Annotated in this window: 18 protein-coding genes and 1 pseudogene; 13 read left to right on the top strand and 6 right to left on the bottom strand. The window is 44.3% G+C overall.

Annotated features, from left to right (window positions below; translation table 11 throughout):
* Positions 1 to 87: 87 nt before the first annotated feature.
* From ACTXGJ_RS04040 to ACTXGJ_RS04015, 6 genes and pseudogenes are all read left to right on the top strand, one after another.
* Positions 88 to 450 carry a response regulator gene (locus tag ACTXGJ_RS04040; protein ID WP_025644774.1) on the top strand — a complete coding sequence of 121 codons (363 nt, stop codon included), beginning with the start codon at positions 88 to 90 and terminating at the stop codon, positions 448 to 450.
* Positions 451 to 453: 3 nt separating this feature from the next.
* Entirely contained in the window at positions 454 to 984 is a 531-nt protein-coding gene (locus tag ACTXGJ_RS04035; RefSeq protein ID WP_439241730.1) for a chemotaxis protein CheW, read from the top strand.
* A 506-nt stretch (positions 985 to 1,490) separates the two neighbouring features.
* Positions 1,491 to 2,540 (top strand): annotated as a pseudogene (locus ACTXGJ_RS04030) (methyl-accepting chemotaxis protein); the annotation flags it as partial.
* 64 nt (positions 2,541 to 2,604) lie between these two features.
* On the top strand, positions 2,605 to 2,769 hold the full coding sequence (locus ACTXGJ_RS04025; protein WP_439241728.1) for a hypothetical protein: 165 nt from the start codon (positions 2,605 to 2,607) through the stop codon (positions 2,767 to 2,769).
* On the top strand, positions 2,753 to 8,659 hold the full coding sequence (locus ACTXGJ_RS04020) for an Hpt domain-containing protein (protein WP_443565198.1): 5,907 nt from the start codon (positions 2,753 to 2,755) through the stop codon (positions 8,657 to 8,659). Before ACTXGJ_RS04025 ends, ACTXGJ_RS04020 begins: the two co-directional genes overlap by 17 nt.
* A 126-nt stretch (positions 8,660 to 8,785) precedes the next feature.
* Positions 8,786 to 9,334 carry a hypothetical protein gene (locus tag ACTXGJ_RS04015; RefSeq protein WP_443565197.1) on the top strand — a complete coding sequence of 183 codons (549 nt, stop codon included), beginning with the start codon at positions 8,786 to 8,788 and terminating at the stop codon, positions 9,332 to 9,334.
* Positions 9,335 to 9,553: 219 nt separating this feature from the next.
* On the opposite strand, the gene minE is transcribed toward ACTXGJ_RS04015, so the two are convergent.
* The 5 genes from minE to ACTXGJ_RS03990 form a co-directional block, all read right to left on the bottom strand.
* On the bottom strand, positions 9,554 to 9,844 hold the full coding sequence (gene minE / locus ACTXGJ_RS04010; RefSeq protein WP_439241722.1) for a cell division topological specificity factor MinE: 291 nt from the start codon (positions 9,842 to 9,844) through the stop codon (positions 9,554 to 9,556).
* 2 nt (positions 9,845 to 9,846) lie between these two features.
* Positions 9,847 to 10,659 carry a septum site-determining protein MinD gene (minD, locus tag ACTXGJ_RS04005; protein ID WP_439241720.1) on the bottom strand — a complete coding sequence of 271 codons (813 nt, stop codon included), beginning with the start codon at positions 10,657 to 10,659 and terminating at the stop codon, positions 9,847 to 9,849.
* A 362-nt stretch (positions 10,660 to 11,021) separates the two neighbouring features.
* Positions 11,022 to 11,852 (bottom strand): septum site-determining protein MinC, encoded by an 831-nt coding sequence (minC, locus tag ACTXGJ_RS04000; RefSeq protein ID WP_443565196.1) that lies wholly within the window; start codon positions 11,850 to 11,852, stop codon positions 11,022 to 11,024.
* 270 nt (positions 11,853 to 12,122) lie between these two features.
* A complete protein-coding gene (locus tag ACTXGJ_RS03995) occupies positions 12,123 to 13,178 on the bottom strand; it encodes a hypothetical protein (protein WP_439241716.1) in 1,056 nt (351 codons plus the stop codon).
* A gap of 94 nt (positions 13,179 to 13,272) precedes the next feature.
* Positions 13,273 to 14,262 carry an acyltransferase gene (locus ACTXGJ_RS03990; RefSeq protein WP_439241714.1) on the bottom strand — a complete coding sequence of 330 codons (990 nt, stop codon included), beginning with the start codon at positions 14,260 to 14,262 and terminating at the stop codon, positions 13,273 to 13,275.
* A gap of 546 nt (positions 14,263 to 14,808) precedes the next feature.
* Between ACTXGJ_RS03990 and ACTXGJ_RS03985 the strand changes: the two genes are divergently transcribed.
* The 7 genes from ACTXGJ_RS03985 (at position 14,809) to ACTXGJ_RS03955 (ending at position 23,121) form a co-directional block, all read left to right on the top strand.
* The gene (locus ACTXGJ_RS03985; protein WP_439241712.1) at positions 14,809 to 15,465 is read left to right on the top strand and encodes an OmpA family protein; all 657 of its coding nucleotides are present in this window, start codon (positions 14,809 to 14,811) and stop codon (positions 15,463 to 15,465) included.
* A 244-nt stretch (positions 15,466 to 15,709) separates the two neighbouring features.
* Entirely contained in the window at positions 15,710 to 17,155 is a 1,446-nt protein-coding gene (locus ACTXGJ_RS03980; protein ID WP_439241710.1) for an imelysin family protein, read from the top strand.
* 353 nt (positions 17,156 to 17,508) lie between these two features.
* Positions 17,509 to 19,056 (top strand): di-heme oxidoreductase family protein, encoded by a 1,548-nt coding sequence (locus ACTXGJ_RS03975; RefSeq protein ID WP_439241939.1) that lies wholly within the window; start codon positions 17,509 to 17,511, stop codon positions 19,054 to 19,056.
* A gap of 45 nt (positions 19,057 to 19,101) precedes the next feature.
* Positions 19,102 to 20,262, top strand: coding sequence for an imelysin family protein (locus ACTXGJ_RS03970; protein WP_443565195.1), 1,161 nt, complete (start codon positions 19,102 to 19,104; stop codon positions 20,260 to 20,262).
* 66 nt (positions 20,263 to 20,328) lie between these two features.
* Positions 20,329 to 21,780, top strand: a complete 1,452-nt coding sequence (locus ACTXGJ_RS03965) for a DUF1513 domain-containing protein (RefSeq protein WP_443565193.1) — start codon at positions 20,329 to 20,331, stop codon at positions 21,778 to 21,780.
* A gap of 12 nt (positions 21,781 to 21,792) precedes the next feature.
* Positions 21,793 to 22,482, top strand: coding sequence for a M48 family metallopeptidase (locus ACTXGJ_RS03960; RefSeq protein ID WP_443565192.1), 690 nt, complete (start codon positions 21,793 to 21,795; stop codon positions 22,480 to 22,482).
* Positions 22,483 to 22,518: 36 nt separating this feature from the next.
* Positions 22,519 to 23,121: a methyltransferase domain-containing protein gene (locus ACTXGJ_RS03955; RefSeq protein WP_443565191.1), complete on the top strand. Its 603-nt coding sequence runs from the start codon at positions 22,519 to 22,521 to the stop codon at positions 23,119 to 23,121.
* Here the strand turns inward: ACTXGJ_RS03955 and ACTXGJ_RS03950 are convergent.
* Positions 23,102 to 23,785, bottom strand: a complete 684-nt coding sequence (locus ACTXGJ_RS03950) for an HD domain-containing protein (RefSeq protein ID WP_443565190.1) — start codon at positions 23,783 to 23,785, stop codon at positions 23,102 to 23,104. The two genes, ACTXGJ_RS03955 and ACTXGJ_RS03950, sit on opposite strands and share 20 nt — an antisense overlap.
* Positions 23,786 to 23,788: the final 3 nt, after the last annotated feature.

Below are 23,788 nucleotides of genomic sequence, written 5' to 3'. Positions count from 1 at the left end.
TTTTGGGTTTTATAGATTATACTCGCTACTCGTTTTGGCATATTTTTATAACAGATCCTACGGATACTTAATACAAAGGAAACAATCATGACCACTGTTTTAGTCATTGATGACTCGCCGTCTGAGATGGCAAAATTTCGCGATATATTGGCTAAAAATAACTTTCAGGTTATAGAGGCTACCAATGGTATCGAAGGCTATCAGATGGCTACCGAGCATGTACCAGATGTGATTTTGATGGACGTAGTCATGCCTGAAATGAATGGTTTTCAAGCCACTCGTAAAATCACTCGCGATCGTACTACCAAGCACATCCCAGTGGTAATTATCAGCACCAAAAGTCAAGAAACAGACAGAGTATGGGGTAAGCGTCAAGGCGCTACTGAGTATCTGACCAAGCCTATCAACGAGCTTGAGCTTATGCGCATTATTCGTAAAGTTATGGAGTAAGTTGTGGCTTCTAGAGGGTTTATTGAGCTTTTGCGTCTGGCTGATTTGGCTAATGCGCGCAGTAGCGGTCGTCAGGGTAGAAAAGACTACGACTGGCGCGGAGTAGTCTTTGAGAGTAGTGGCCAACGTCTAGTTGCGCCTCTAGGCGAGGTGGCGGAGATACTGACTATGCCCGAGTATACGAGTATGCCGTTAGTTCAGCCTTGGCTGCTGGGTATTGCTAATGTACGTGGCCGATTGTTGCCACTGACGGATTTAGCGAAGTTCTTACAGACACCGAGCACCTCAGCCCAAGACAGCTCAAGAAAGGTATTGGTCATCGATCATCATACGGTGTTTTCAGGACTCATTGTCGACAAAGTCTTAGGCATTGAGCAGTTCACCCAAGATCAATATCGCCCTGAAGCCCTACCTAGTGATTCGGCTTTCGCGCCTTATAACCATGGTAAGTTTCACAAAGATGAAGAAGATTGGTTTGTCTTTATGCCAAGCTTACTGGCGCAAGATAAGCGCTATATAGACGCCGCTATATAAGTTCTGTCTCAAGCCTTGGCAATCAAAGCTTGCGACTGTAGTTTTTTGAGTACGCTCGTTATGATAACCGCTAGATAAATAAAGCAAAGAGTAGACCCAGCACGCACAATTAATCAATTCAGTCATGATATAACTTAGACCACTGTTTGAAAGGAATAAGCACGATGAGTGATGTTATAAAAAGTCCTAGTACTGGTGCCAGTAACCAAACACCAGCTGTAAAAGATGCTGCAAGCAGGTGGAGAGTTGTATTAGCCGTTTTTGCTTTAGTGAGTGTGGCCTGTTTGATATGGCTGATCAGCTCACTTGCGTCGATCAGCCAATATGTGAACGATTTTAATCAGCTGATATCTTTGCCTGCTATTATATTTATAGTAGGGCTTATTGGGGCAGCTTACGCTTTGTCACGGCTGCTTAAAGAACGAGGTGCCAACGAGCGCTTATTGATTGAACAAGAAACGCTGCGTCGTCGTCAAGAAGCCAATATCGAATCAGAACGCTCAAGTCAAATTCAAGAAGAAAATGAGCGTAACCAGATGGCTATTTTACGCTTGCTTGATGAGCTCGCTGACTTGGCAGATGGTGACTTGACCGTAAATGCTACGGTCTCAGAGGACTTCACTGGGGCGATTGCTGATTCTGTTAACTTTGCCATCGAGCAGTTACGCGAGCTGGTACTGGTCATTAACGAGACGGCGGATAGGGTGACAAACTCTACCGAACAAACTCAGGTCAACGCCGTAGAGTTGGTGGAAGCTTCTGAAAACCAAACGCAAGAGATTGCTAGCGTCTCTAAAGCTATCAGTGAGATGACCGTCTCAATTGACCAAGTTTCTGACAACGCTACTGAGTCGGCGAATGTTGCCCAGCGCTCGGTTGCTATCGCTCATAATGGTGCAGAAGTGGTTCAGCGTTCGATAGAAGGTATGAACGTCATTCGAGATCAGATTCAAGAAACCTCTAAACGTATTAAGCGTTTAGGTGAGTCCTCGCAAGAGATTGGTGATATCGTCAGCTTGATTAATGATATTGCGGATCAAACTAACGTTTTGGCATTGAACGCCGCTATTCAGGCATCGATGGCAGGGGAGGCCGGACGAGGCTTTGCGGTCGTTGCCGATGAAGTACAGCGCCTAGCAGAGCGCTCAGCCAACGCTACTAAACAGATTAAAACCTTGGTCAATACCATTCAGGCCGATACTAGTGAGGCTGTGACATCAATGGAGTCAACGACCTCAGAGGTAGTACGCGGTGCTCGCTTAGCAAAAGATGCTGGTGAGGCACTAGAAGAAGTGCAAAAAGTATCGAATACTTTGGCCGATCTGATTGAGAGTATCTCAAATACCGCACAGCAGCAGGCCGCTTCTGCCGGTCACATTTCTAACACTATGACGATTATTCAAGGTATTACTTCACAAACCTCTTCAGGTACGATGGCAACCGCGCGCTCAGTCGGTGAGCTAAACGAGATGGCAGCCGCCTTGCAGCAATCAGTCACTGGTTTCAAAGTCTCTAATGACGACGAGCATTTTGAAGATGTCGAAGAGATTGTTTAATACCTTATTGATGTTAAATGGCACTACAAGCATTTGCTAGCTAGACCACTGCTCAGGATCAGGGATGAGTCACAATCTATCGTTATCGAGCTATGATTATAACGACTTTGGTCATTATAATCATAGTGTGATAACCAATCTTTGTGGCTTCGCCGCTGTCAGCAAGTCAATACTTGATAAGACTCGCAATATAAACGATTTGGGACCACCTTATGAAAAACCAGCCTAATGATATCGCGGCGCTAGGATCATTGCTGCCTTTGTCAAAAGAGCAATTATCACAGCTGTCTGATGGCTGGCAGAGCAGCACGGATGCTACTGCTGAGCAAATCACCCAATTTTATAAGACGATCAGCTCTTTTTTGACTGAGGCTAATGCGCCTAACTATCTCCCTAAATACTCGCCAACTGAACCTCTAAAGCCGAAACACTATCAGCAGTTGTTGACCGGATGGCGTCAGCAAGTACAGCAACTATTAAATACCAACACCAACGAGCCTGCAGCCTTAGCCGCGCTCGCAAAAGCTTGTCATTACTTATGGCAAGGTGTGGACTTGTCTCAAGAGCATCATAGTAAACAGCAGCGCTTATGGTATTTAACGGAGCTTTGGCTACATAATTTAACTAACAACCAAGTGCCCTTACCACAAGACTACGTGCCACTATTATCAGGATTAGATCAGCTGCTTGAGACGAGCTATCAGCAGACTGCCGCCCAGCAAGAGAATGCGAAAAAGAAAGGCACTAGCGCAATAGAAAGCTTAGACAATCGCTCTTTTGATGCTTTACTCGATAAGCTATTGGTGACGGTTTATATTAATATAAGTTCTCTTGCCACACTAGATGACTCATCGCGCGCACTGATTGACAAGTTGTCCGAGCAAATGACGATGATGCATAACGCTAAGAGCGATGACGCTGATATTAGTTTTGCTAATACTGATGTTACAAATGCTAATCAGGACCGCTTCGACGACGATGATTCAGTAGCCTTGACAGCTTGGCAAATGGCAAGAGCGCAAGTGCAGCCTGATGTTTTCGATATGAATGAAGAGATCCGCCAGATCTTTATCGAGGAGGCCACAGAAAGTGTGGCGGAGTTAACGAGCTTATTACCTGTTTGGCAACAAGATATCGATGACTTGACGCCATTAACAGCGATACATTATAACTTTTACACCCTCAAAGGCTCAGGACGGATGATTGGCGCTTTTAGCATCAGTGAGACGGCGTATGCTATCGAAAATCTACTGATTCATCTACTAGACCAGTCTTTGCCAGTGAACGATGAGGTCGTCAGCTTAGTGGCGCAGGTGGTAGAGCAGCTACCGACTTTGATTGCTAACTTTAGCGCCGCTCAGCCGCCGCAATTCGATCCTGCTTTGATTATTTTGCAAAGCCATAACTTACTTGCCGGCTTGCCGTTATCTCATGGTATGGAAGCGCAAGATGAGCTTAACGAAGCCAATGTGACAGAGTCATCTGCTCTTGAGTCAGAGCTGCAATTTCAATCACAGCAACCAGTAACCACCGAGGCTGACCAGACTGCGGCGATAGAGATACCGGCTGTGCTTCTGCCTTTTGTAGAAAAAACAAAACAGTTGCCTGCGGACGCTGATGACGCTGACCCCGATATCAAAGAGATTTTTATAGAGGAAGCCTATGAGGTCTTAGAGGAGATTGTGCCACTTTATGATAATTGGCAACTAGACGATACAAATATCGCTAGCTTAACTGATATTAGACGCGGTTTTCATACTCTAAAAGGCTCAGGTCGCATGGTAGGTGCTAACTACAGCGCTGAGCTTGCTTGGGCATTAGAGTCTATGCTTAATCGATTCTTAGATAAGAGTCTGACACCATCGAAAGATATGAAGCAGTTGGTTGCTGATGTCTTAGCTGCTTATCCTGAGATCATTAACACTTTTGCGGAAGGCAAACAGGAATATCCGGCTATGGTGCCACTATGGATCGCTGCTGCAAACGCTTATAGTCAGCAGTTGGGCGATGAGTTCAGTTATAGTGCGCTATCTTCTAAAGGAGTGTCAGCGACAAGCGCTGCAGCTATAGACAATACTGCTACTGATGAGGTCGCGGCGGTAGACGGCCCTGTTGTTATGAATGATATTGATGATAAGAATATTCAAGATAAGCTGGCTATTCATGAGGTCAGTAGCGCTGAGACGATGTTAAAAAACATCCACTCTATCAACGATATGATGACCGAAACGCCTATCGTTATAGCGGCACAAAGCAGCGAAGAGCGCGAAATATTGGATATATTTGTAGAAGAAGCTAAAGAGTTATTGCAGCAAATTGATGACTTTATCAGCACTCATCAACACCAGCCGCGCGTACAGGTAAGTGAAGAGATCGTTAGGGCTTTTCATACGCTGCGTGCCGCTTCGGGTTCTAACGCATTAGCAGCCATTAGTGACGTTAGTGCAACTATTGAAAAAAGCTTAGAGCATTTGCAGCAGCATGACACCCCGCTCAATGCTCAGCATATAGAGGCATTAGCGCAGTCGGTAGCGCTAATTAAAGGTTATCTACAGGCTTATGAGGAAAATATTCAGCAGCATTCTTCGGCAGCGACTAGCCAAAGTAAGCAAGATGTAGAGTCTCTACAAGCGATGCTAGATATCTCAGAAGAGCCAAGCACACAAACCGATAACGAGTTGAGCATAGAGCAGCTACTAGCACTAGATATTGATACTTTGTTAGATGCGGAATGGCAATTAGAAGAGGCATTCACTGAGCTTAGCATAGAACCGCTTAAGGCTTATATCGAGCAAATAGCACAGCAGATTGCACGCTTAGCAAACCGTACCTCGGAGTCGCCAAAATTTACAGCGATACTAACCGCGCTAGCCGCCAGTTATAGCTATCTTACTAGCTCACCCCAAGCGAGTAATGATACCCATATTCAAGCTGCATTATTAGCCGCTCATACTCATTTAGTGGCTTTATTTGATTCGCTTGCGGGCCGTATGTCGTTTAAGGTGAATCACTCAATACTCGATGACTTACAAGCTGCTATCAGTGGCCATCGTCAGCATCATGCCGGTGATATCGCCGCTACTAGCGAGAATTTTACTGATAATAAAGCGCGGTTATCAGCAGCAAGTGAGACTTTGGATGTACAACCTGTCGTCGAAAGCATCTCGGTGGAAGAGTTACAATTAGAGGCAGTCAATACCGACGTCGAACTATTGGAAATCTTTTTAGAAGAGGCGCAGGAGCTTGATAGCGCTATTGCCCAAACCTTTAATCAATGGCGTCAAGACGTCACTGATATTAGCACGCTAAAAGTACTGCAGCGTCATTTGCACACCATAAAAGGCGGCGCACGGATGGCGGGTATCCGTAGTATTGGCGATCTGACGCACGCTGCTGAAAGTATCTATGAAGCATTTATCACTGATAAAGTAGCAGCGACGCTACAATGGGTCAATGTCATGCAAATGATACAAGATACCCTGTCATTGCAGCTCGAATACGTCGCGCGTTATCAGCAGTCATTTTGGACTCGTGAGCTCATCGAGCAGCTAAATGAGTTTGAGCAACATAGCGTGCTACCGCAAACAGTTACTCTAAAACTACCGATTCTCAAGAATCCTGCGCAGACGACAACGCCTGACAGTGAGGAACAGGTAGATCCAACCACCGCCGCTGAGTCTATCAGCTTAGAGTCGTTAATAGTCAAGTCTTGGTCAAAGGGCTTACCTGATGCTGATATTTTGGAGGTTTTCTTAGAAGAGGCAGAAGAGCTGGTCGAAAACAGTCAAAAATATCTGCAATTATTCTTAAATAACACTAGTGATGTGGCAGCCGTACAGACCCTACAGCGAGACTTGCACACCATCAAAGGTGGCGCGCGTATGGTAGCGGCCAATGGTATCGCTGATCTTGCGCATCAGATGGAAAGCGTCTATGAGTCTTTAGCGATTGGGCGTCGTCCAGCGACCAAGGTTATCTCTGAGCTGTTGATTAGCTGTCATGATTGGCTAAAAGATGCGGTATTTATCCTCAAACATCACGTCAATCCTCCTATGCCAACGGCGCTGATTGACGCGTTACAAGACTTTAGTAAAGACACACTGTCCTCTAGGCATATACCCGCCGAGTCGTTACAGACAGAAATTAGCGCGATATTAGCCGTGCAAGCCAAGCAGCGAGAGGTACGCGGCGACATAGATATCAGTCAGATGCCTGCTATGTCCGGTAGCTTTGCTGAGCCTGAGCGTAGTATGGATAGTAGTGATGAGATGATCCGTATCTCTGGTAGTCTAGTTGAGCATATGATTAACCTATCAGGGGAGTCTGCCATCAACCGCGCACGTATCGATATGGGTATGAGCAGCCTGACTGGAAGTATCGGCGAGATGAGCGCTACGGTCCAGCGTTTAGCTGATCAGCTGCGCCGTATGGAGATTGAGCTTGAGGCACAGATCTTATCGCAAATTGATGAAGAGTTAATCCAGTCTGAGGATTTTGACCCACTCGAGATGGATCAGTACTCCTCACTCAATCAGTTATCAAAATCATTGTCAGAGTCCGCTTCAGATTTAATCGATATTAATAATACATTGCTCGAAAAAACCCGAGATAACGAAAACTTGCTGCTGCAATTATCTCGTACCCAAACTGAGCTGCAAGATAGTCTTATGAACTCGCGAATGGTGCCGTTCCTACGCTTAAAACCACGCTTAGATTTAATTGTAAGGCAAACTGCAAATGAGCTGAATAAGTCGGTAGACCTATCGATTATTACTGCGGATGATGAGCTAGATAGAACCATCTTAGAACGTATTACCTCGCCTTTAGAGCACATGCTACGTAACGCGGTGGATCATGGCATTGAGAGCCCACAAGAGCGCTTAGCGACAGGTAAAGATCGTAGCGGTCATATTACCCTAGAGGTATTACGTGAAGGTAGCGAGGTGGTTATTCATCTCACCGATGATGGCCGCGGTATCGACGTTAATGAGGTTCGCGAAAAAGCAGTCTTAGAGGGTTTAATCAACCCAAGCGAGTATCAATATACTGATCTAGAGATTATGCAGTACGTCTTCAATGCTGGGGTAACGACCTCAAAACAAGTCACTCAAATCTCTGGGCGCGGGGTCGGCATGGATGTAGTCGCCAGCGAAATTCGCCAGTTAGGTGGAGCCGTCTCTGTTAGCTCTGAGACCGGCGCGGGCACACGCTTCACTATGCGCATACCATTGACGGTAGCGGTCTCTGATGCCTTAGTCGTCCGAGCAGCGGATCGCTACTATGCTATCCCGCTGATTCAAATCGAGAGGGTAGTCCGGGTTAATCCAGAAGTGCTATACGACTATTATCACTCCGCTAAAGACACCATGCAGATTGAAGATAAAGACTACCGTGTTCGCTATCTCAATGAGCTAATATCAGGTAGTCAGTTCAATGAGCTGATGATGAACACTAACACTAGCTTACCGGTGATCATCGTAAAAAATAGCTCAGGTCAGAATTTAGCCTTACAAGTCGATCAGATTGCCGGCTCCCGTATCGAGGTGGTGGTTAAACCTATGGGTCAACAGCTGTCGCACTTAGCAGGAATCTCAGCCGCTACTATTATGGGTAATGGCTCAGTCATGCTGATATTAGATATTATTGCATTGTTACGTCAATCGAATATTAAAACAGTGACGACAACTAAAGCTGCTAAGCCAAAGGCTGATCTCGAGGCGGCAGAGCGCAAAGCGACTGTCTTAGTAGTCGATGACTCTGTAACGGTACGTAAGGTGACTTCTCGATTCTTAGAGCGCCAAGGTCTAAGCGCTGTAGTCGCCAAAGACGGGGTCGATGCTATGGAGATTCTGCAACAGTCTACGCCTGATCTGATATTGCTCGATATCGAGATGCCGCGCATGGATGGCTTTGAGGTGGCGACCCAAGTCCGCAATAATCAGCGTTTGCAGCAGATTCCTATTATCATGATTACCTCGCGTACTGGTGACAAGCATCGCACGCGAGCGTTCGAGGCTGGCGTTAATGACTATATGGGTAAGCCTTTCCAAGAAAGCGAGCTACTAGAAAAAATTCAGACATTGCTAAATATAAAAATCGATGACAAGCAACAGGTATAAGGCTTATATCTACAGCTTTAACGACTGATAATTAGCGATAATAACTGAAGAAAACCAGAGCCTTTGTTAAGCCTCCAAAGGCTTAATTTGACGCTTATTAAGTAACCTATCTACTGTGAGTGATGTATGAGTCAGATAAAGAAACATTCCTTCGAAGCGGTTAGTCTATTGACTGCCGCTAACGGTATGCTTGAAGCTACTATTATCCCGGCGATGAATCAACCAGACTGGATCGTACCAAGCTCACTGATACTAGATAGCGTAGATTATAATGAGGATCATAGTGATGCAGCTCAGAGCAGCAGCGAGGAGTCTGTTGAGACTTATGCTTGGCAGCAGCAGTCAGTTGCGGTATTTCATTTGCTCGCTAAAGATCAAGTGCCAGATAAGGTGGTTATATTGGAAGGTAATACGGTACAGGAGCGTTTAGCTTTATATATCAGAGGTGAGCTACGCCGTATTGAAGTCAGTATCTCCGAGGTTCAAGATAGCGAGTTACCCACAGAGTATGTAGAAGATAGCGTCATGGATAAAAGCGCAGAAGCAAAAGATGGGGAGGTAAGTGAAGAATCAATCACCTCTTATTTGTTTCAAGCGATTGTCATTGAAGAGACGGCCTATATCGTACCAGATCTAGACAAAATCGCGCATCAGCTAGTCATTGTCAGCCAGTAAGTCTTTTGAAAGTATCGTCTATTTTATTTAATCTATGTAGAGTGATGACAGTAACAACGCTAACAGAGAACCGAAAGGATGATAAGTCTAGAATTAATAAACTTAAAAATTGATAAAAACAGCGCTAACAATAAAGCCCTAAATACTTGTATTTAGGGCTTTATTGTTAGCGCTGTTATCGCTATTTACAGAATGCTTAGAGTAAGTCAGCTAACAAGATCAGCGCTTGTGTTCAGGCAAATTAATATTCATCTCTAAGACATCAAGGCTGTCTTCAGAGCGGTGATTGATATTGACATCATCTATCTGAACGCCATTGACGTATTTATTGACCACTTCTAGTATTTCACGTTTCATTTTTTCGATACGGTCTGTAGTCAACCGACTATTTAAGCGGTTTTCACTAGCAACGATTACTTTTAATCGTTCGGTGGCCATATTAGCACTGCCGGCATTGCGGTTGTCTTCTGTGCCAAATAAACTGCTCCAAAATCCTTTCTTTTTACTCATCCTTAACCCCCAAACCAGCGCTGTAATAAACTCTTCTTCTTCACATCAATATGACGTAGTGGTCGCTCTTCTCCTAAGAAGCGCGCAACAATATCGTCATAACATTGACCTGCTACCGAATCGGTGTAGTGAATGACCGGCTCGCCGTGGTTAGAAGCTTCAAGTACAGAATGACTCTCAGGAATAACGCCAAGTAAAGGCACTTTTAGAATGTCGTTTGAGATAGTATCAATGTCCATCATTTCATTGGCCGCCGCACGTTCAGCGTTATAGCGACTGATGATAAGATGCTCGCGCACTGTTCCTTGATTCTCTTCAACTTTCTTAGTGCGACTTTGCAATATACCGATGATGCGATCAGAGTCGCGTACTGATGAGATCTCAGGATTAGTGACGATGATGGCTTCATCGGCATAGTACATGGCTAACTGTGCTCCGCGCTCGATACCGGCGGGAGAGTCACAGATAATATAATCAAATTGTTTAGACAGCTCAGCCATCACCTCAGCGACGCCTTCATCAGTAAGCGCATCTTTGTCACGAGTTTGACTGGCAGGCAATATATATAAATTTTCAAGCTGCTTATCTTTGACCAAAGCTTGTGATAAGCGGGCGTTACCGTTAATGACATCAACGAAGTCATAAACGATGCGGTTTTCACAGCCCATGATTAAGTCTAAGTTGCGCAGGCCGACATCAAAATCAATGACCACTGTCTTATAGCCACGTAATGCTAAACCGGCGGAAAAAGAGGCGCTAGTCGTGGTTTTGCCGACACCGCCTTTGCCTGAAGTGATTACAACAATCTTTGCCACAGTGGCACACTCCTATGAATGAATGAAAGCTAGAGTCCACTCTAGACCCTAATAAAACAGCTATTGAATAAATTTTAACTCGCCACGCGCTTACAGTTATTGGAACCACTAATAATGTTTGAAACTTAAGATTTATTTACAGTCTGCGCTCGTAACCCTAACATAAATCGATAGAGAGTTACAGTTGCTACCGTTATTATCCTTTAAGCTATATTAATTCAATGTTTATAAATAGTATATAAAAACAACTAACTATAATGGCGGATTAATAAGGTTATGATAGCGCAATTTTGTTACTGTAAATTACCGTTATATTTCTTATGAGTCAATACTCTCTTCTAAACACTTACTGACAGTAGGAATTAGGCACCATCCATAACCGTAAATACTAAGCCTTCACCTTCTACAAAACGCACCTGCACTGATTTGTCGATGATATCTTGTGGTAGGTTGTCACGTAAACAATAAGTGCCGGCGACCGAGACTAACGATGGGTTAAATACTTGGCAGAATATACGAGCGTCTTTGTCGCCTGTTGCCCCAGCGACCAGGCGCCCTTGAGCACGGCCATACACGTGTAAGCTATTATCAGTGATAGCTTCAGCGCCACTGTTGATACTATTTGTCAAGATTAAGTCGCCACCAACATGATTTAGGCTCTGACCTGAGCGTAGCATTTGATCATAAATCATACTGGTGATATGTTCAGTAGGCAGCCAAGATTCGGAGTCTGTCGCTGTTATAGAGTAACTAGCTTGAGGATCAGGTGTTACCGAATCTGCATCATTGCTAGTGCTATTATTAGAATTATCAGTAGCTTCAACACTGCTGTCGGCTACTGGCTGCATGACGGGCTTTTTAACAGGTAAAATCCGTTCAATACGCTTACCGTCAGCAGGAAATATGGCCAGACGCTGCGCGCGCGCTTGCTCTTCGAGTATGCCAGTGACTACGCCGATAGGCTGTATACCCCATGACCACAGAAACTCAACCAAAGCAGGCAAGTCTTGTTCGACACTACTATCGATAATCACGGGTATATTACTAGTCTTATTACTAAGCGTAGTAGCCAGTTGTGCGTCAATCAGGCTCAAGTCGTTAGTATGTAGTTGTAAGCGCGAAAACGTCAGCATTTTGCCATACAAAGTCATAGCAGGAGCAGCCGTTTGACTATCAGTATCCGTCATGGTCATTATATAAATCCTTAAAAGACTAAGCTTAAAACACTACAGGGTAAGAGTAACAGAGTAAAATGACGTTTTTGGTAGTTGTCAGACATTTACTATTATTAAGCTGACAGTGTACTAAGGGTAGCTAGAGATTAACAAGCCTTTACGTATAAAAATTAGCAGGTTCAACAGATTCGATTATTCTTGCTATAAAAGCGCCCATTTCTGCATTTTTATAAAAGTATCAATCAAGAAACTACTAATAAAAAACAGCATTAATAAAAAAAGTACCCATCAAAACCTCAGCATATCCTGATGTTTCCATTGCTGTACTTTTACTTGTGCTTCAAAGGCGACTAAACTGTCACTGATAATTTTTGCTATCAGGGTGTTTAGAGCGGGATGGTCAATATCAAGCTGTGCCACTCCTTTGGCAATAGCAACCATGAGAGGATCTAGGTTTTTATCAGCAAGCAGACGCGCATTGAGTGAAGCGGCTGTATTGACGCCAATATTGTGCCCGATACTTTGCAGTTGCGACTCGATAAGACTGCCAGCGATAGGAATTAAACGTAGCAAACGATGCAGCTCAGGAGTATTGGCGATGCCGTCTTGGATAGCATTACCGACCTCTTTGGCTATAATATCCTCACCAGTGGATTGGTTATTAATTTTGCGTAGCTGTGGTACCAGCTCAGAGCGCAGCAAATCTAGTAGTACCGCTTCGATATCATCGCGATTGCTGCCTAGGCTTGATTCGATAAGTGATTTTTGGGTAGTCGGGTTAGTGAGCTGTTGCCGATAGTTGTCAATAGCGGTCAGTATCACCCGATCTGACAACTCTTCTAATACTAAGTCGATATAAAACTTAATTCGATTCAACCAAGGCTGAGGCAATACTTGATAGCCAAGCTGATAGAGACGACGACCGATAATCACGACTCGAAACAAACGCAGCGCCCGCAATTGCGGGAAACAACCAAGCACTTCATACCAGTGAACAAAGGGGAAGAAAAACCAACGATAATAGATCTTTTCTTTGATAGCAATAGCCCAGCGCACTAGCAGCTCAAAAATCAAAAACAGCGTAAAAAATCCACCCAAAGTACGTAGTGGGTCGTGCAGCACTTCTTTATACCAGCTCAGCGCTTCCGTTAGTGACAGCCATCCTGCAACATTACTACTAAAACTACTCATCAAGATAGCATCGAGACTAATCAAAAACAGATCGATACTGATAACGATAATCATGATGATATCGTAAGTCAGCTTGAAGCGATTGGGCTTGGGACGATCTGGGGATAGCTTTGGGTCTATAGTTGGCTTTTCAGCGCTATGAAGTGCGGACACAGTTATCCCTTTTTGTTAAGTAGTGAGTGAATAAAATCTGCGATGGTTAATACTTAGTATTGCCTTATAAAATCTAATCAAAGCAAGTTATGTATTAAGAGTTTAGCGTAGTTTGCGCCGCAGACACAAAATCATTTTCAGGGTTTTTTTCAAAATCGGCGAGCATATCAGTAATTCGCTGATCTTTTTGCTGCCAAGCCTGCTCAACCCAAGCAAAAAACTGCTCTTTTACCGCGGTGTTGGTTTGATAATCCTCGCTTTGCATATCGCTCAGTAGCTGTTTGGGTATGTCGATATAGCGCACATCGACTCCTAACCGCTTGATATTTCCTTTCCATAAATCACTATAAGTCGGTATGCCATCGGGATAAACAATGGTCATATCCAATATCCCATCAATCTCATCTCCTAAAGCATTGATAGCAAGTGATAGCCCTCCTGCACGCGGCTTGAGCAAATGCGTATAAGGAGCGTTTTGGGCATCGCGCTTCGCTAGAGTAAAGCGAGTGCCTTCTATGTAGTTGAGTAGGGTGAAGGGTTTGTTTTTTAGCAAAGCGCAAGCGCGTTTGGCCTCCTCAATGTCTTTACCTTTAAGTGCTGGGTTTTTGGCAATCGCCTCTTTAGAGTGCCGGCGCATCATAGGAAAGTCCAAAAAATAAAAGGCCTGACCGATAACTGGGATATAAATAAGTTCAAACTTGGTAAAAAAGCGCGTCAGTGGCAAACGGTTTTCACTAATATACTGCACAATGCTGGTATCGACCCACGACTGATGGTTACTAATCAGCAGATACTTACCCTCAGGGCTGACATCCTTAGGCAGGCTGATACGCCAATCTTTTTTAGGTAGGATATTATCTATCAGCGCGTTGTTACTATGGATCCAGCGATTGGTCACATTAATGACTGTCTTATCAGCTATCTTTGAGCCGGTAATGACTTTGGCGACCCCCATAAACCATACTGGTAAGCCTGCTGCCATACTAGTGCTAGTAATCACGCCAGTAGCAGTGGTCAAAGAAATCGCTTTACCAAGCTTTGGCGTGCGCTGATGGAGCTTTTGCATTAGTGTTGCTAATTTCATAAAGTATCCTTACTGCTCTTAAGTAGCGCCTACTCAGTGACGATGATTAAAAAATAGCATCGATTCTAGCAGTTTTTTCGCTGAGTGTACGAGTGTAAACGTAAATAATAATACAAAAACTGTCGGCACAATGACTCAATTACTACTATCGGTAACTATGCCAATAGTCGAGAAGTCATTAAGTTTGTATTATTTTATTGACTCTACGCGATGAATCTAGGTTTGTTCAGTAATAAATGGAATCAATCAAAGACAATTCATGCAGTTCTTGTACAGAGGTATGACAAAATATTACACATAGAGAGCTCCGCCTGGTCATAATAGTATCGATTGTTATTGATAACTAGTAAGCTATTTTTTGTAATTGCTATGGTTTTTGCTTAAGGATAAGGTAAAAATATAATTAACTAGGAATATAGCTTTCAGAAAAGTTTAGCTGTTTGAACTAGCTTTTTAATCACTAGTTATCAGAATAAAATAGCAACGTTTTCAAGTGCTACTATATATTATATTATAACTATTCATTTAATTTGAGAGGAAACAATTATGCGTAACCAACTTATGATTGCAGCAGTAGCTTCAGGTCTAGCCTTAAGTGGTTGTACTACTGATCCAAATACTGGGCAACAGCGTTTGAATAAAACCGCTCTAGGTACTCTAGCCGGTGCAGCAGGCGGTGCGGTAGTTTCTAAAGCGACAGGCGGCGACAAAACAGGTCGTGACGCAGCTATCGGTGCAGCTTTAGGGGCAGGCGTGGGCTATTACATGGAACGTCAAGCCAAGCAGCTTGAGCAGCAAATGGCAGGGACTGGCGTGACTGTTGAGCAAAATCCAACGACAGGTAATATTGATTTAGTCATGCCAGGTAACATTACTTTTGGATTTGATGATGCGACTCTAAGCCCTTCATTCAAGCCTACGCTTGATAAACTTGCATCTACTATGAATCAATATAACCAAACTACTGTAAACATCGCAGGTCATACAGATAGTCGCGGTGCTGCTTCTTACAACATGGGTCTGTCAAAAGATCGCGCGTATTCAGTAGCGAACTATTTAAGCGCTCGTGGCGTATCTTCTAGCCGTATCAATGTAGTGGCTTATGGCGAATCGCGTCCAATCGCTAATAACAACACTGATTATGGCCGTCAGCAAAACCGCCGTGTTGAGTTAACTATTAACTCTCCACAGAGCATTAACTAAGCCATAAACTAAAGCTATAGCTAATATCATGGCTAGCGTATACAGTTAAAATCATTATTTAAAAGTCAGCTCACGCTGGCTTTTTTTTGTTTAAACAATATTTCTAAAGAACATGGGCTTTGTATGAGAGCAGCATAAGAGGAGATTAAAATCGAGCTAATTTATAGTTGATAATAGTTATCAATAACAATATAATTCGCAAACAGAATTATTTTATATTTACTAGGTCTTACTAAGGATGCCCATGACTATTAATACTGTGCCGAACCGTAGAATCCTGCCTACAACTTTAGCAGCGACTCTAGCTGGTTTATTGCTGCTATCGGGCTGCACAAAGCAGACCGATGAGGAAGCTGTAGCGACTGATGCGCAAACGACGCAGACAGAGACCACTAGCTCACAAGCAGCGACAGAGCAAGCGGGTATCGATAGACTACTTGTCAGCTATGCAGATATGGCGCATGCCGCTTATAAAGACTCGCTAGAGACTGCAAAAACCTTACAAAACGCAGTAAATACTTATGTTGAGACGCCAACTGAGGACAACCTAGAAGCGGCAAAAGCGGCCTATAAAGCAGCACGTCAACCTTACTCGCAGACGGAGATTTTTCGGTTCGATGAGGGCTTTGTCAGCGCTAATGATGAGCGTGAAATAGGTAGCGTCGATAGCTGGGAAGGGCAAGTCAATGCTTGGCCACTTGATGAAGCGCTAATCGATTATGTGAGCGACAGCTATCAAGGCGAGTACAATAGCAAAGACAATATTATTAATAGCGATAGCATCGCGGTAGGGAGTGTCAAACAAGATACTAGTACCATTACTCCTGAGTTGCTTGCTGAGCTGAGTGAAATTGGTGGTAGCGAAGCCAATGTGACTACCGGCTATCATGCGATAGAGTTTCTACTCTGGGGTCAAGATATCAATGGCGTTGGCGAAGGAGAAGGTATACGTCCTGTTAGCGACTATCTAACTGCGGAGGGTCAATGTACCAACGGTGATGCTGTCAATGCCGATGCTAGTGTATGCGAGCGCCGTGGTGAGTATCTAAAAGCAGCGACTCAGTTATTAGTTGATGATTTGAGTGCGATGGAAGCCGAATGGCAGCCTGAGAGCGAGAATACTTTACGCAGTGATTTACTAGAGCGCCGAGGCGACAATGCACTACGTCAAATCATGTATCAGATGGGCAGTTTAGCGCTTGGTGAGCTGGCTTCTGAGCGCATGCAAGTTGCCTTTGTCACTGGCTCCACCGAAGATGAGCATGAGTGTTTCAGTGATTTGACTCATTTGAGCTACGCCAATAACGCTCGTGGTATCCAAAATGTCTTCAATGGTAGCTATAAAACCGTCGCTGGCAAATCAGTTGGTGGTTATGGTGTCAAACAGTACCTCATTGATAAAGGTCATAAGTCCGAAGCAGACAAACTCACTGCTGACTTTAAGCGCGTAGAAGACGCCTTTAATGTATTAGTTGAAAAAGGCGAAAACGAAGGCATCAAAGTCGATCAAATGATAGCTACTGTTGGTCAAGCGACTAAACAGGGCGTCACTGCTGAAGAGCAAAACAAGCGCCGTGGTTGGATTGAGAATGGTATTAATAGCTTACAAGAGCTGACCGCTGGTATTGAAAGCGCGGCCAAAGCCGTCGGTATCGATAATTTAGATGCGGATGCAGGCTCACAGTTTTAGAGAGAAGATTTTGCTATACTTGTTTTATATATTTTGACGATACAACAAGCACGTTGTTAATGACTATTAGCAGCGTGTTTTTTTTTAAAGAAATTGTTAATCAAACAATTAGACAATCAGATAATTAAAGGTATTACCAATATCTCTATTATTCTTTTCTATCAAACGCTTATCAGCTATATCACAGTAAGCTTGTCCTGCTAAAGATAAATAGTACACAAGGTAACTCTATGAGTGTCATCCTCTCATCCTCTAAGCTTGGATCAGTACAGTCTCTGCGCTTTAAACGGCTCACTCTTAATGCTTTATCTCAGCAAACCGTATTAAAAATAGCGATAAGCTTAGTATCGGTAATGGTTTTGAATGCTTGCCAACCTATTGATAGCGTCTCAGATAAAGACGCTAATACCAAAGAATCAAAGCTAGAATCAGCGCTATCTGCTGAGCGCACGCAAACCATAGAAGCTATCGCTGGTGTACCGATGCAGACACTGGCTACTTTTGACCCACAAGAGATCAAGCAAGGCGGTGACACCGGTATCACTATCACCAGTAGCGAGAGCTATTCAAAACCGTCATCTAATTTGAGCGCCTCACGTAAAGGTGATTTTTTTATTGGTAATGCTTTTTTTAAACAGCCTTGGGTGATAGCGCCTGCTAGCACTGATAGCCGCGATGGTCTTGGGGCGCTATTCAATGTCGCCGCTTGTCAGTCTTGCCATGTCAAAGATGGCCGCGGTCACGCGCCGATGACTCGCGAAGATGACGCCGATAGTTTGCTGATACGCTTAGCTATGCCAGCGACTACTGATGAGGAGCGGCAACTTTTAGATCAATCCCTTATCGAAAAAGTTGCTCATCCTATGTACGGCGGTCAGCTGCAAGATCGCGGTATTCAAGGCGTGCCTGCTGAGGCGCGAGTATCGGTGAGTTGGGCGGATAAACCAGTCACTTTCGCCGATGGTCATATCGAGACTCTGCGTGCGCCAACCTTTAAGCTGACCCATCCAGGCTACGGTGATTTTGATGATGAGCTAATGGTCTCACCAAGGGTGGCTTTACCTATGATAGGGCTAGGATTGCTCGAACAAATCCCTGATGCAGATATCAAAAAACAAGCCGATAGCGAGGACAAAAACAACGATGGTATTCGCGGCACTTTTAACTGGGTTATGGATCCGCAAACGGGCAAGACGGCACTAGGTCGCTTCGGCTGGAAAGCAGGGCAAACTAAGCTATTAACGCAAAACCAAAGCGCCTTTAATGAAGATATGGGTCTCACCTCAAGGATACGTCCTACTGAGTCTTGTACACCGCTACAAACCGCCTGTCTTAATGCCACCACTGGCGCTGATGACCAAGGCGATGGTAAATCGCCTGTCGAAGTCAGTGATGAAGTGGCAAAATTCGTAGAGTTTTATACTCGCAACTTAGCCGTACCGCATCGCCGTGATGCTGATAGCGAGCTAGTACTAGCGGGTAAAAAGCGCTTTTATGAGATGGGTTGTCAAAGCTGTCATACACCCAGATATAAGCTACCAAAAACGGACGATGATCATCTTGAGCAGCATGGACAAGTGATTTATCCTTATACCGATTTATTACTCCATGATATGGGCGATGATCTTGCCGATCGTACTATCGCCAGCAAGCTGCCACCAAAGGACTTACAAGTAGAATTCCTTGCCAACTCTTATCAATGGCGTACTCCAGCGCTATGGGGCATAGGTCTGGCACAAACTGTCGATCCGCAAGCAACATTTTTGCATGATGGGCGCGCGCGCACACTTATGGAGGCGGTGCTGTGGCATGGCGGTGAGGCACAAACGCAACAACAAAAAGTGCTGAAACTCGATAAACAAGGCCGAGCTGAACTTAATGCCTTTTTAAAATCGCTATAGTCGATAATAAATACAGTAAATTGAACTAAATATACCGAGAAAAATATGAAAAAAAACAAAGCTAATCCTACTTTAGTAATGGTTCTATCTGCTTTGAGCGCGGGTCTACTTATCAGCTGCGTTAAGCCTGCTGATGAAAAGCAAGCGACTGATAATGATAGTCCAAAAGTGGTAGAAGAAAATAGCGCGACTACAGATACAACCGATGCAAATGCTAGTGCTACAGCTGCCATTGTGCCTGTAAATATTAGCGTAGAGACCGAAAAAACCTATCTAACTCATGTCGCTGATGATCTTATCATTCCCGCTTACGCTAATGCTGCTAAGCAAAGTGCTATCTTGCATGATTTAGCCCAAAAGCATTGCAAAAGCGCTCCTGTTAGCGGTGAAGCATTACAGCAGCTTCGTGATCAGTGGTTAGTGTTAGCGCAAGCGTGGGCAGAGGCTGAGATGATCAACTTCGGCCCAGCAAGTGAGAGCATGAGTAACTTATATATCAACTACTACCCCGATGAGCGCGGCTTAGTGCATAGTGGCGTCGCCGATCTTATCGCTGCCAATCCTAATCTCACCAAAGAGCAGCTCGCTGACGAGAGTGCTATTGTGCAAGGCGTCCCTGGTCTAGAAGAAGCCTTGTATGCCAATGAGAGCTTAAATGCAGCGCAGTGCGCTTATGTATTGAGTGCCAGCGATGCTCTAAGCGCGCGCCTAACAGAAATTGAGAATAATTGGCAAAATAATGCGACTGAGCTGCTCGCTATTGATAAAACTGCAGATAGCGACCAAGGCCTCAATCAATGGTTTAACTCTTTACTATCAATGATTGAGACCACCAAATCGAGCGCTATTGACCAGCCGTTAGGTCTCACCGGTACAGCTAAAGGTCACGTACCTGCCGCTACGGCTGGACAAAGCCGCGCGATTATCAATGCTAAGCTTGCGACCTTAAACAAAGCACTGACAGATCCTGTGCTGAGCGCTATCTTAAATAGTAATCAGGAGAGCGTCGTCGGTAATAATTTATCGACTATACTAGCTCAGACGACGACCTTACTAGCGCAAATGCCGGAAGATATCACACAAGCGGATAAAGCCGAGCAACAGCAATTGCTTGAGCAAATGGCAGAGATTACCCGAGTTATCAAACGTCAATTAATTCCGACGCTGGGTATCCGTGTCGGCTTTAATAGTACCGATGGTGATTAAAAAGTTATTCTTGGTGTTTAGATAAGAAAATTATAGTTTGTATAAATGGTGACTCAAAGGCTTATGATGGCTGACCATAAAAAATACGAGAAAATATCGATGCAAAGTAAAACGTCAAACGATGTTTCTAGTGCTTTTTTAAGTACTCTATCAGCGACTGTGACTGCCACAGTCGCTTTAGTGTCTATTCATCATTATTACCGCAAGCAGCAACAGCCAGAAGCTCGTTTACAAGACTACGTGGTTGGCATCAACGCTAAGCTGAATTCATCAGCACCACTACCACGACTACAGCACGCTTATCAACAAGCTAAATTAGCTTATCAAAATTACCCTGAAGATAGTGTTCATGATGCGGTTGTTAATGCTGCTGTTATTCAGGGTAAGGTCAGTGGGGTAGCCGAGCGTCATACCACTACTATGTTACCGCGTGCGGTCTGCTGGGTGAGCGGGGTGGCGGCTATACCCAAGCGTTTGATCTCGAATGACGGTAACGACAATTATAACGAGAATGATTTTGGGGTAGTCGGTATCGATGCCGATCGGCAAATCGTTTGGCAAACGACCATGCCCGAGCGCGTGCATGACATCGTGGTGCAGCCTCTTTTTAGCAGTCGTGAGAAAACTGAAGCTCGCGATGTCGTGGTCATGGGTCGCCGTCCTAGTGAAAGGTTCTGGGTGCTAGATACCGCTACTGGTCAAGTAAAGTATGCTATCAAAGCCGCCACCGATCGCCATTTTTATGGTCATGCTTGCTATAGTTTGGACGGTACGAAACTATATATTACCGAAAACGATACTGTCAGTTTAGACGGTAAAATTGGTATATACGATGCGATTAATAACTACCAAAAAATTGCTGAATTCGACTCACATGGCATTGGTCCGCATGAGCTAATTATGCACCCTGATAGCGAGACTTTGATCGTTGCTAATGGCGGTATCAAAACCGAACAGGCCTCACGTGAGGAGCTGAATCTAGATAGCATGCGTCCATCTTTAGTTTATCTCAAGCGTCATACTGGAGAGTTACTAGAACAAATAACACCTGAGCATAATCAGATGAGTATTCGGCACTTGGCTATGCATGATGATGGTACGGTGATGATGGGAATTCAGTTCCAAGGCGAGAAGCATATTAATGTGCCATTAGTGCTGACGCATCAGCGCGGTGATATTGAATTTACCCCGCTAACTATGCCAAATAATCAATGGCAGCGTTTCCATCAATATATCGCAAGCGTCGCGGTCGATAGCGAGCGTGATCTACTTTGTGTAACCACACCTATTGGGGGCTGCGCGGCTATCTACGACTTAAACACTTATGAGCTTATTGATTCGATTGCTTTGCTTGATTGTGCTGGAGCCTCAGTGAGTGTAGGCGAGCAAGGCGGTTTTATTGTTAGCGATGGGCAAGGGCAGTTAACAACTCTAAGTGTCGATAAGCAAAATAGAATGATTACCAGCGATCAGCGACACCATAAAATGTCTTTTGATAATCATTTGCAGGCGCTTTGATGAGAGCACTCTATGCCTAGCCAAAACCTTGCTGCTAAAAATATGAATATGACGCCTTTGTTACAGAGCGCTATCGAGCGCTTGGCGGCAGCTAATATTAAGCTGCAGATCAGCAAAAAACGTGTTAAAAATATTAATTTCCGGCTAAAGCCCAATCTACTAACCGTTTCTGTTCCCACCTCCATCAGTACCACTCAAATGGCGCAATTTATCGATAGACGTGTCTCGTGGGCGCTGGCCCACCATCAGCAAGTGCTAGAGAATTATCAGCGTAAACAAAACCAGCACCCACAATCTAACTCAGTAAAAAAAGCTGAACCGCTTTGGTTATGGGGAGATAAGCAAACCTTTACGCTTAATCATGACAAAAAAATCGCTCTTTACCGTCAGCAGTTATTACAAGTTATGCCTGAGCTGTTTGAAAAATGGCAGCCGATAGTCGGGACTAAAGCGACAGAGACGCGTATCAAAAAGATGCACACGCGCTGGGGCAGTTGTAATATGCGCGTCGGCCGTGTTTGGCTATCGGTATACCTGCCTGCTTACCCTATCGAATGTACCGAGTACGTCATTGTCCATGAGCTATGTCATTTGCATCACGCCAATCACAGCTCGGCATTTTGGCAAACGGTAGAAACAGCGATGCCGGAGTATAAGCAGTGGCATGATAAGTTAGCGGGTAAAGATGGGAAGTTGGATTAATTTCCAAAACTTTTTTTAAATGAAAAAGGATAAGTTATGGACAACGTCAGCCAAGCCGAATTTTGGCAGCAGCGTTACCAGTCAGACAGTATTAGGTGGGATATGGGCGAGGTATCGCCACCGCTCAAAGCTTATATCGACCAATTGCCTGAATCTGCCAAGCATGATGCTATCTTAGTGCCAGGAGCGGGCAATGCTTATGAAGTCGGTTATCTCTATCAGCAAGGCTTTACCAATGTCACGTTGGTTGATTTTGCGCCTGCGCCAATTAATGACTTTGCCGAGCGCTATCCTAGTTTTCCGTCTGAGCAGCTAGTCTGTGCGGACTTTTTTGCATTATCACCTGAGCGCTATCAGTTCGATTGGGTACTGGAGCAGACGTTTTTTTGTGCGATAAACCCGCAGCGCCGTAATGAGTATGTACAGCAGATGGCAAATTTATTAAAGCTAAAAGGCAAGTTAGTAGGTGTGCTGTTTGATAAGGATTTTGGCAATAGTCATCCACCGTTTGGTGGTGATAAGCAGGAGTATAAGCGACGCTTCGAGTCGCACTTTGATATCGAGATCATGGAGCCTTGTTATAATTCACATCCCGCGCGCCAAGGTAGTGAGCTATTTATCAAACTATCAGCGAAGTAATCTCCCGTCCAATATTCTCACGAGCCTGAACTTCTAACCGCTGATAGTAATAATCGCTGAAATACAGTCTTGGATGAGCGAGCAAGCCTGCTAATACCTCAGTGCGTCCCATGCGATACTTTGCTTCTGCAACCTGACTATACTCCTGCCTTACTGCTTTGGCATACTGTTCGTATTCAGACCAAGCCGCACCTAGAACAGATAAATCCATATCTAATAAGTAGGCGGCGTCGCTATTATTGCTACTACTAGGGTCACTAATATCAGCGTCATTTAATTGATGATCTGCGGTCATTATTATCAGCTTATAAATACCTTCAACTTGAGCATCTGTTAAATACTGACTTAATACCTTCTGTGCATAGTCAGCGCTTTTGAGCTCGTTATCTGCCCTTGTCGGCTCATAAATCACATCATGATAGAACAGCGCCAAGGCAATGATAGACGGCTGCTGTAGCTTATGCTTAATCTGCTCAAACTGACTAAAAAGCTGCTGTAAATGCTCTAGCGTATGATAAGCGCGCCTAAGCTCATTATAACGAATAGCGATATCTTGCCAAAGCCCGTTAACTTGCGCTGGCTTGATATCGCTATTCGTAACCGATAATAAATGCTGCTCAAAGCAGTGACTAAGATTAGAGGAGGCCGGCGAGATGTCTGTCATATT

The organism is Psychrobacter sp. 1Y11 (genome assembly GCF_052259045.1).
Lineage (GTDB): Bacteria > Pseudomonadota > Gammaproteobacteria > Pseudomonadales > Moraxellaceae > Psychrobacter.
This window is presented reverse-complemented; position numbering and strand designations above follow the sequence as displayed.

Excerpts from the sequence above, each read along its gene's own strand:
- ACTXGJ_RS04040 (WP_025644774.1), top strand. The coding sequence starts at position 88 with ATGACCACTGTTTTAGTCATTGATGACTCGCCGTCTGAGATGGCAAAA.
- ACTXGJ_RS04025 (WP_439241728.1), top strand. The coding sequence starts at position 2,605 with ATGAGTCACAATCTATCGTTATCGAGCTATGATTATAACGACTTTGGT.
- ACTXGJ_RS04020 (WP_443565198.1), top strand. The coding sequence starts at position 2,753 with ATGAAAAACCAGCCTAATGATATCGCGGCGCTAGGATCATTGCTGCCT.
- ACTXGJ_RS04015 (WP_443565197.1), top strand. The coding sequence starts at position 8,786 with ATGAGTCAGATAAAGAAACATTCCTTCGAAGCGGTTAGTCTATTGACT.
- minE (WP_439241722.1), bottom strand. The coding sequence starts at position 9,844 with ATGAGTAAAAAGAAAGGATTTTGGAGCAGTTTATTTGGCACAGAAGAC.
- minC (WP_443565196.1), bottom strand. The coding sequence starts at position 11,852 with ATGACCATGACGGATACTGATAGTCAAACGGCTGCTCCTGCTATGACT.
- ACTXGJ_RS03990 (WP_439241714.1), bottom strand. The coding sequence starts at position 14,262 with ATGAAATTAGCAACACTAATGCAAAAGCTCCATCAGCGCACGCCAAAG.
- ACTXGJ_RS03985 (WP_439241712.1), top strand. The coding sequence starts at position 14,809 with ATGCGTAACCAACTTATGATTGCAGCAGTAGCTTCAGGTCTAGCCTTA.
- ACTXGJ_RS03980 (WP_439241710.1), top strand. The coding sequence starts at position 15,710 with ATGACTATTAATACTGTGCCGAACCGTAGAATCCTGCCTACAACTTTA.
- ACTXGJ_RS03975 (WP_439241939.1), top strand. The coding sequence starts at position 17,509 with ATGGTTTTGAATGCTTGCCAACCTATTGATAGCGTCTCAGATAAAGAC.
- ACTXGJ_RS03970 (WP_443565195.1), top strand. The coding sequence starts at position 19,102 with ATGAAAAAAAACAAAGCTAATCCTACTTTAGTAATGGTTCTATCTGCT.
- ACTXGJ_RS03965 (WP_443565193.1), top strand. The coding sequence starts at position 20,329 with ATGGCTGACCATAAAAAATACGAGAAAATATCGATGCAAAGTAAAACG.
- ACTXGJ_RS03960 (WP_443565192.1), top strand. The coding sequence starts at position 21,793 with ATGCCTAGCCAAAACCTTGCTGCTAAAAATATGAATATGACGCCTTTG.
- ACTXGJ_RS03955 (WP_443565191.1), top strand. The coding sequence starts at position 22,519 with ATGGACAACGTCAGCCAAGCCGAATTTTGGCAGCAGCGTTACCAGTCA.
- ACTXGJ_RS03950 (WP_443565190.1), bottom strand. The coding sequence starts at position 23,785 with ATGACAGACATCTCGCCGGCCTCCTCTAATCTTAGTCACTGCTTTGAG.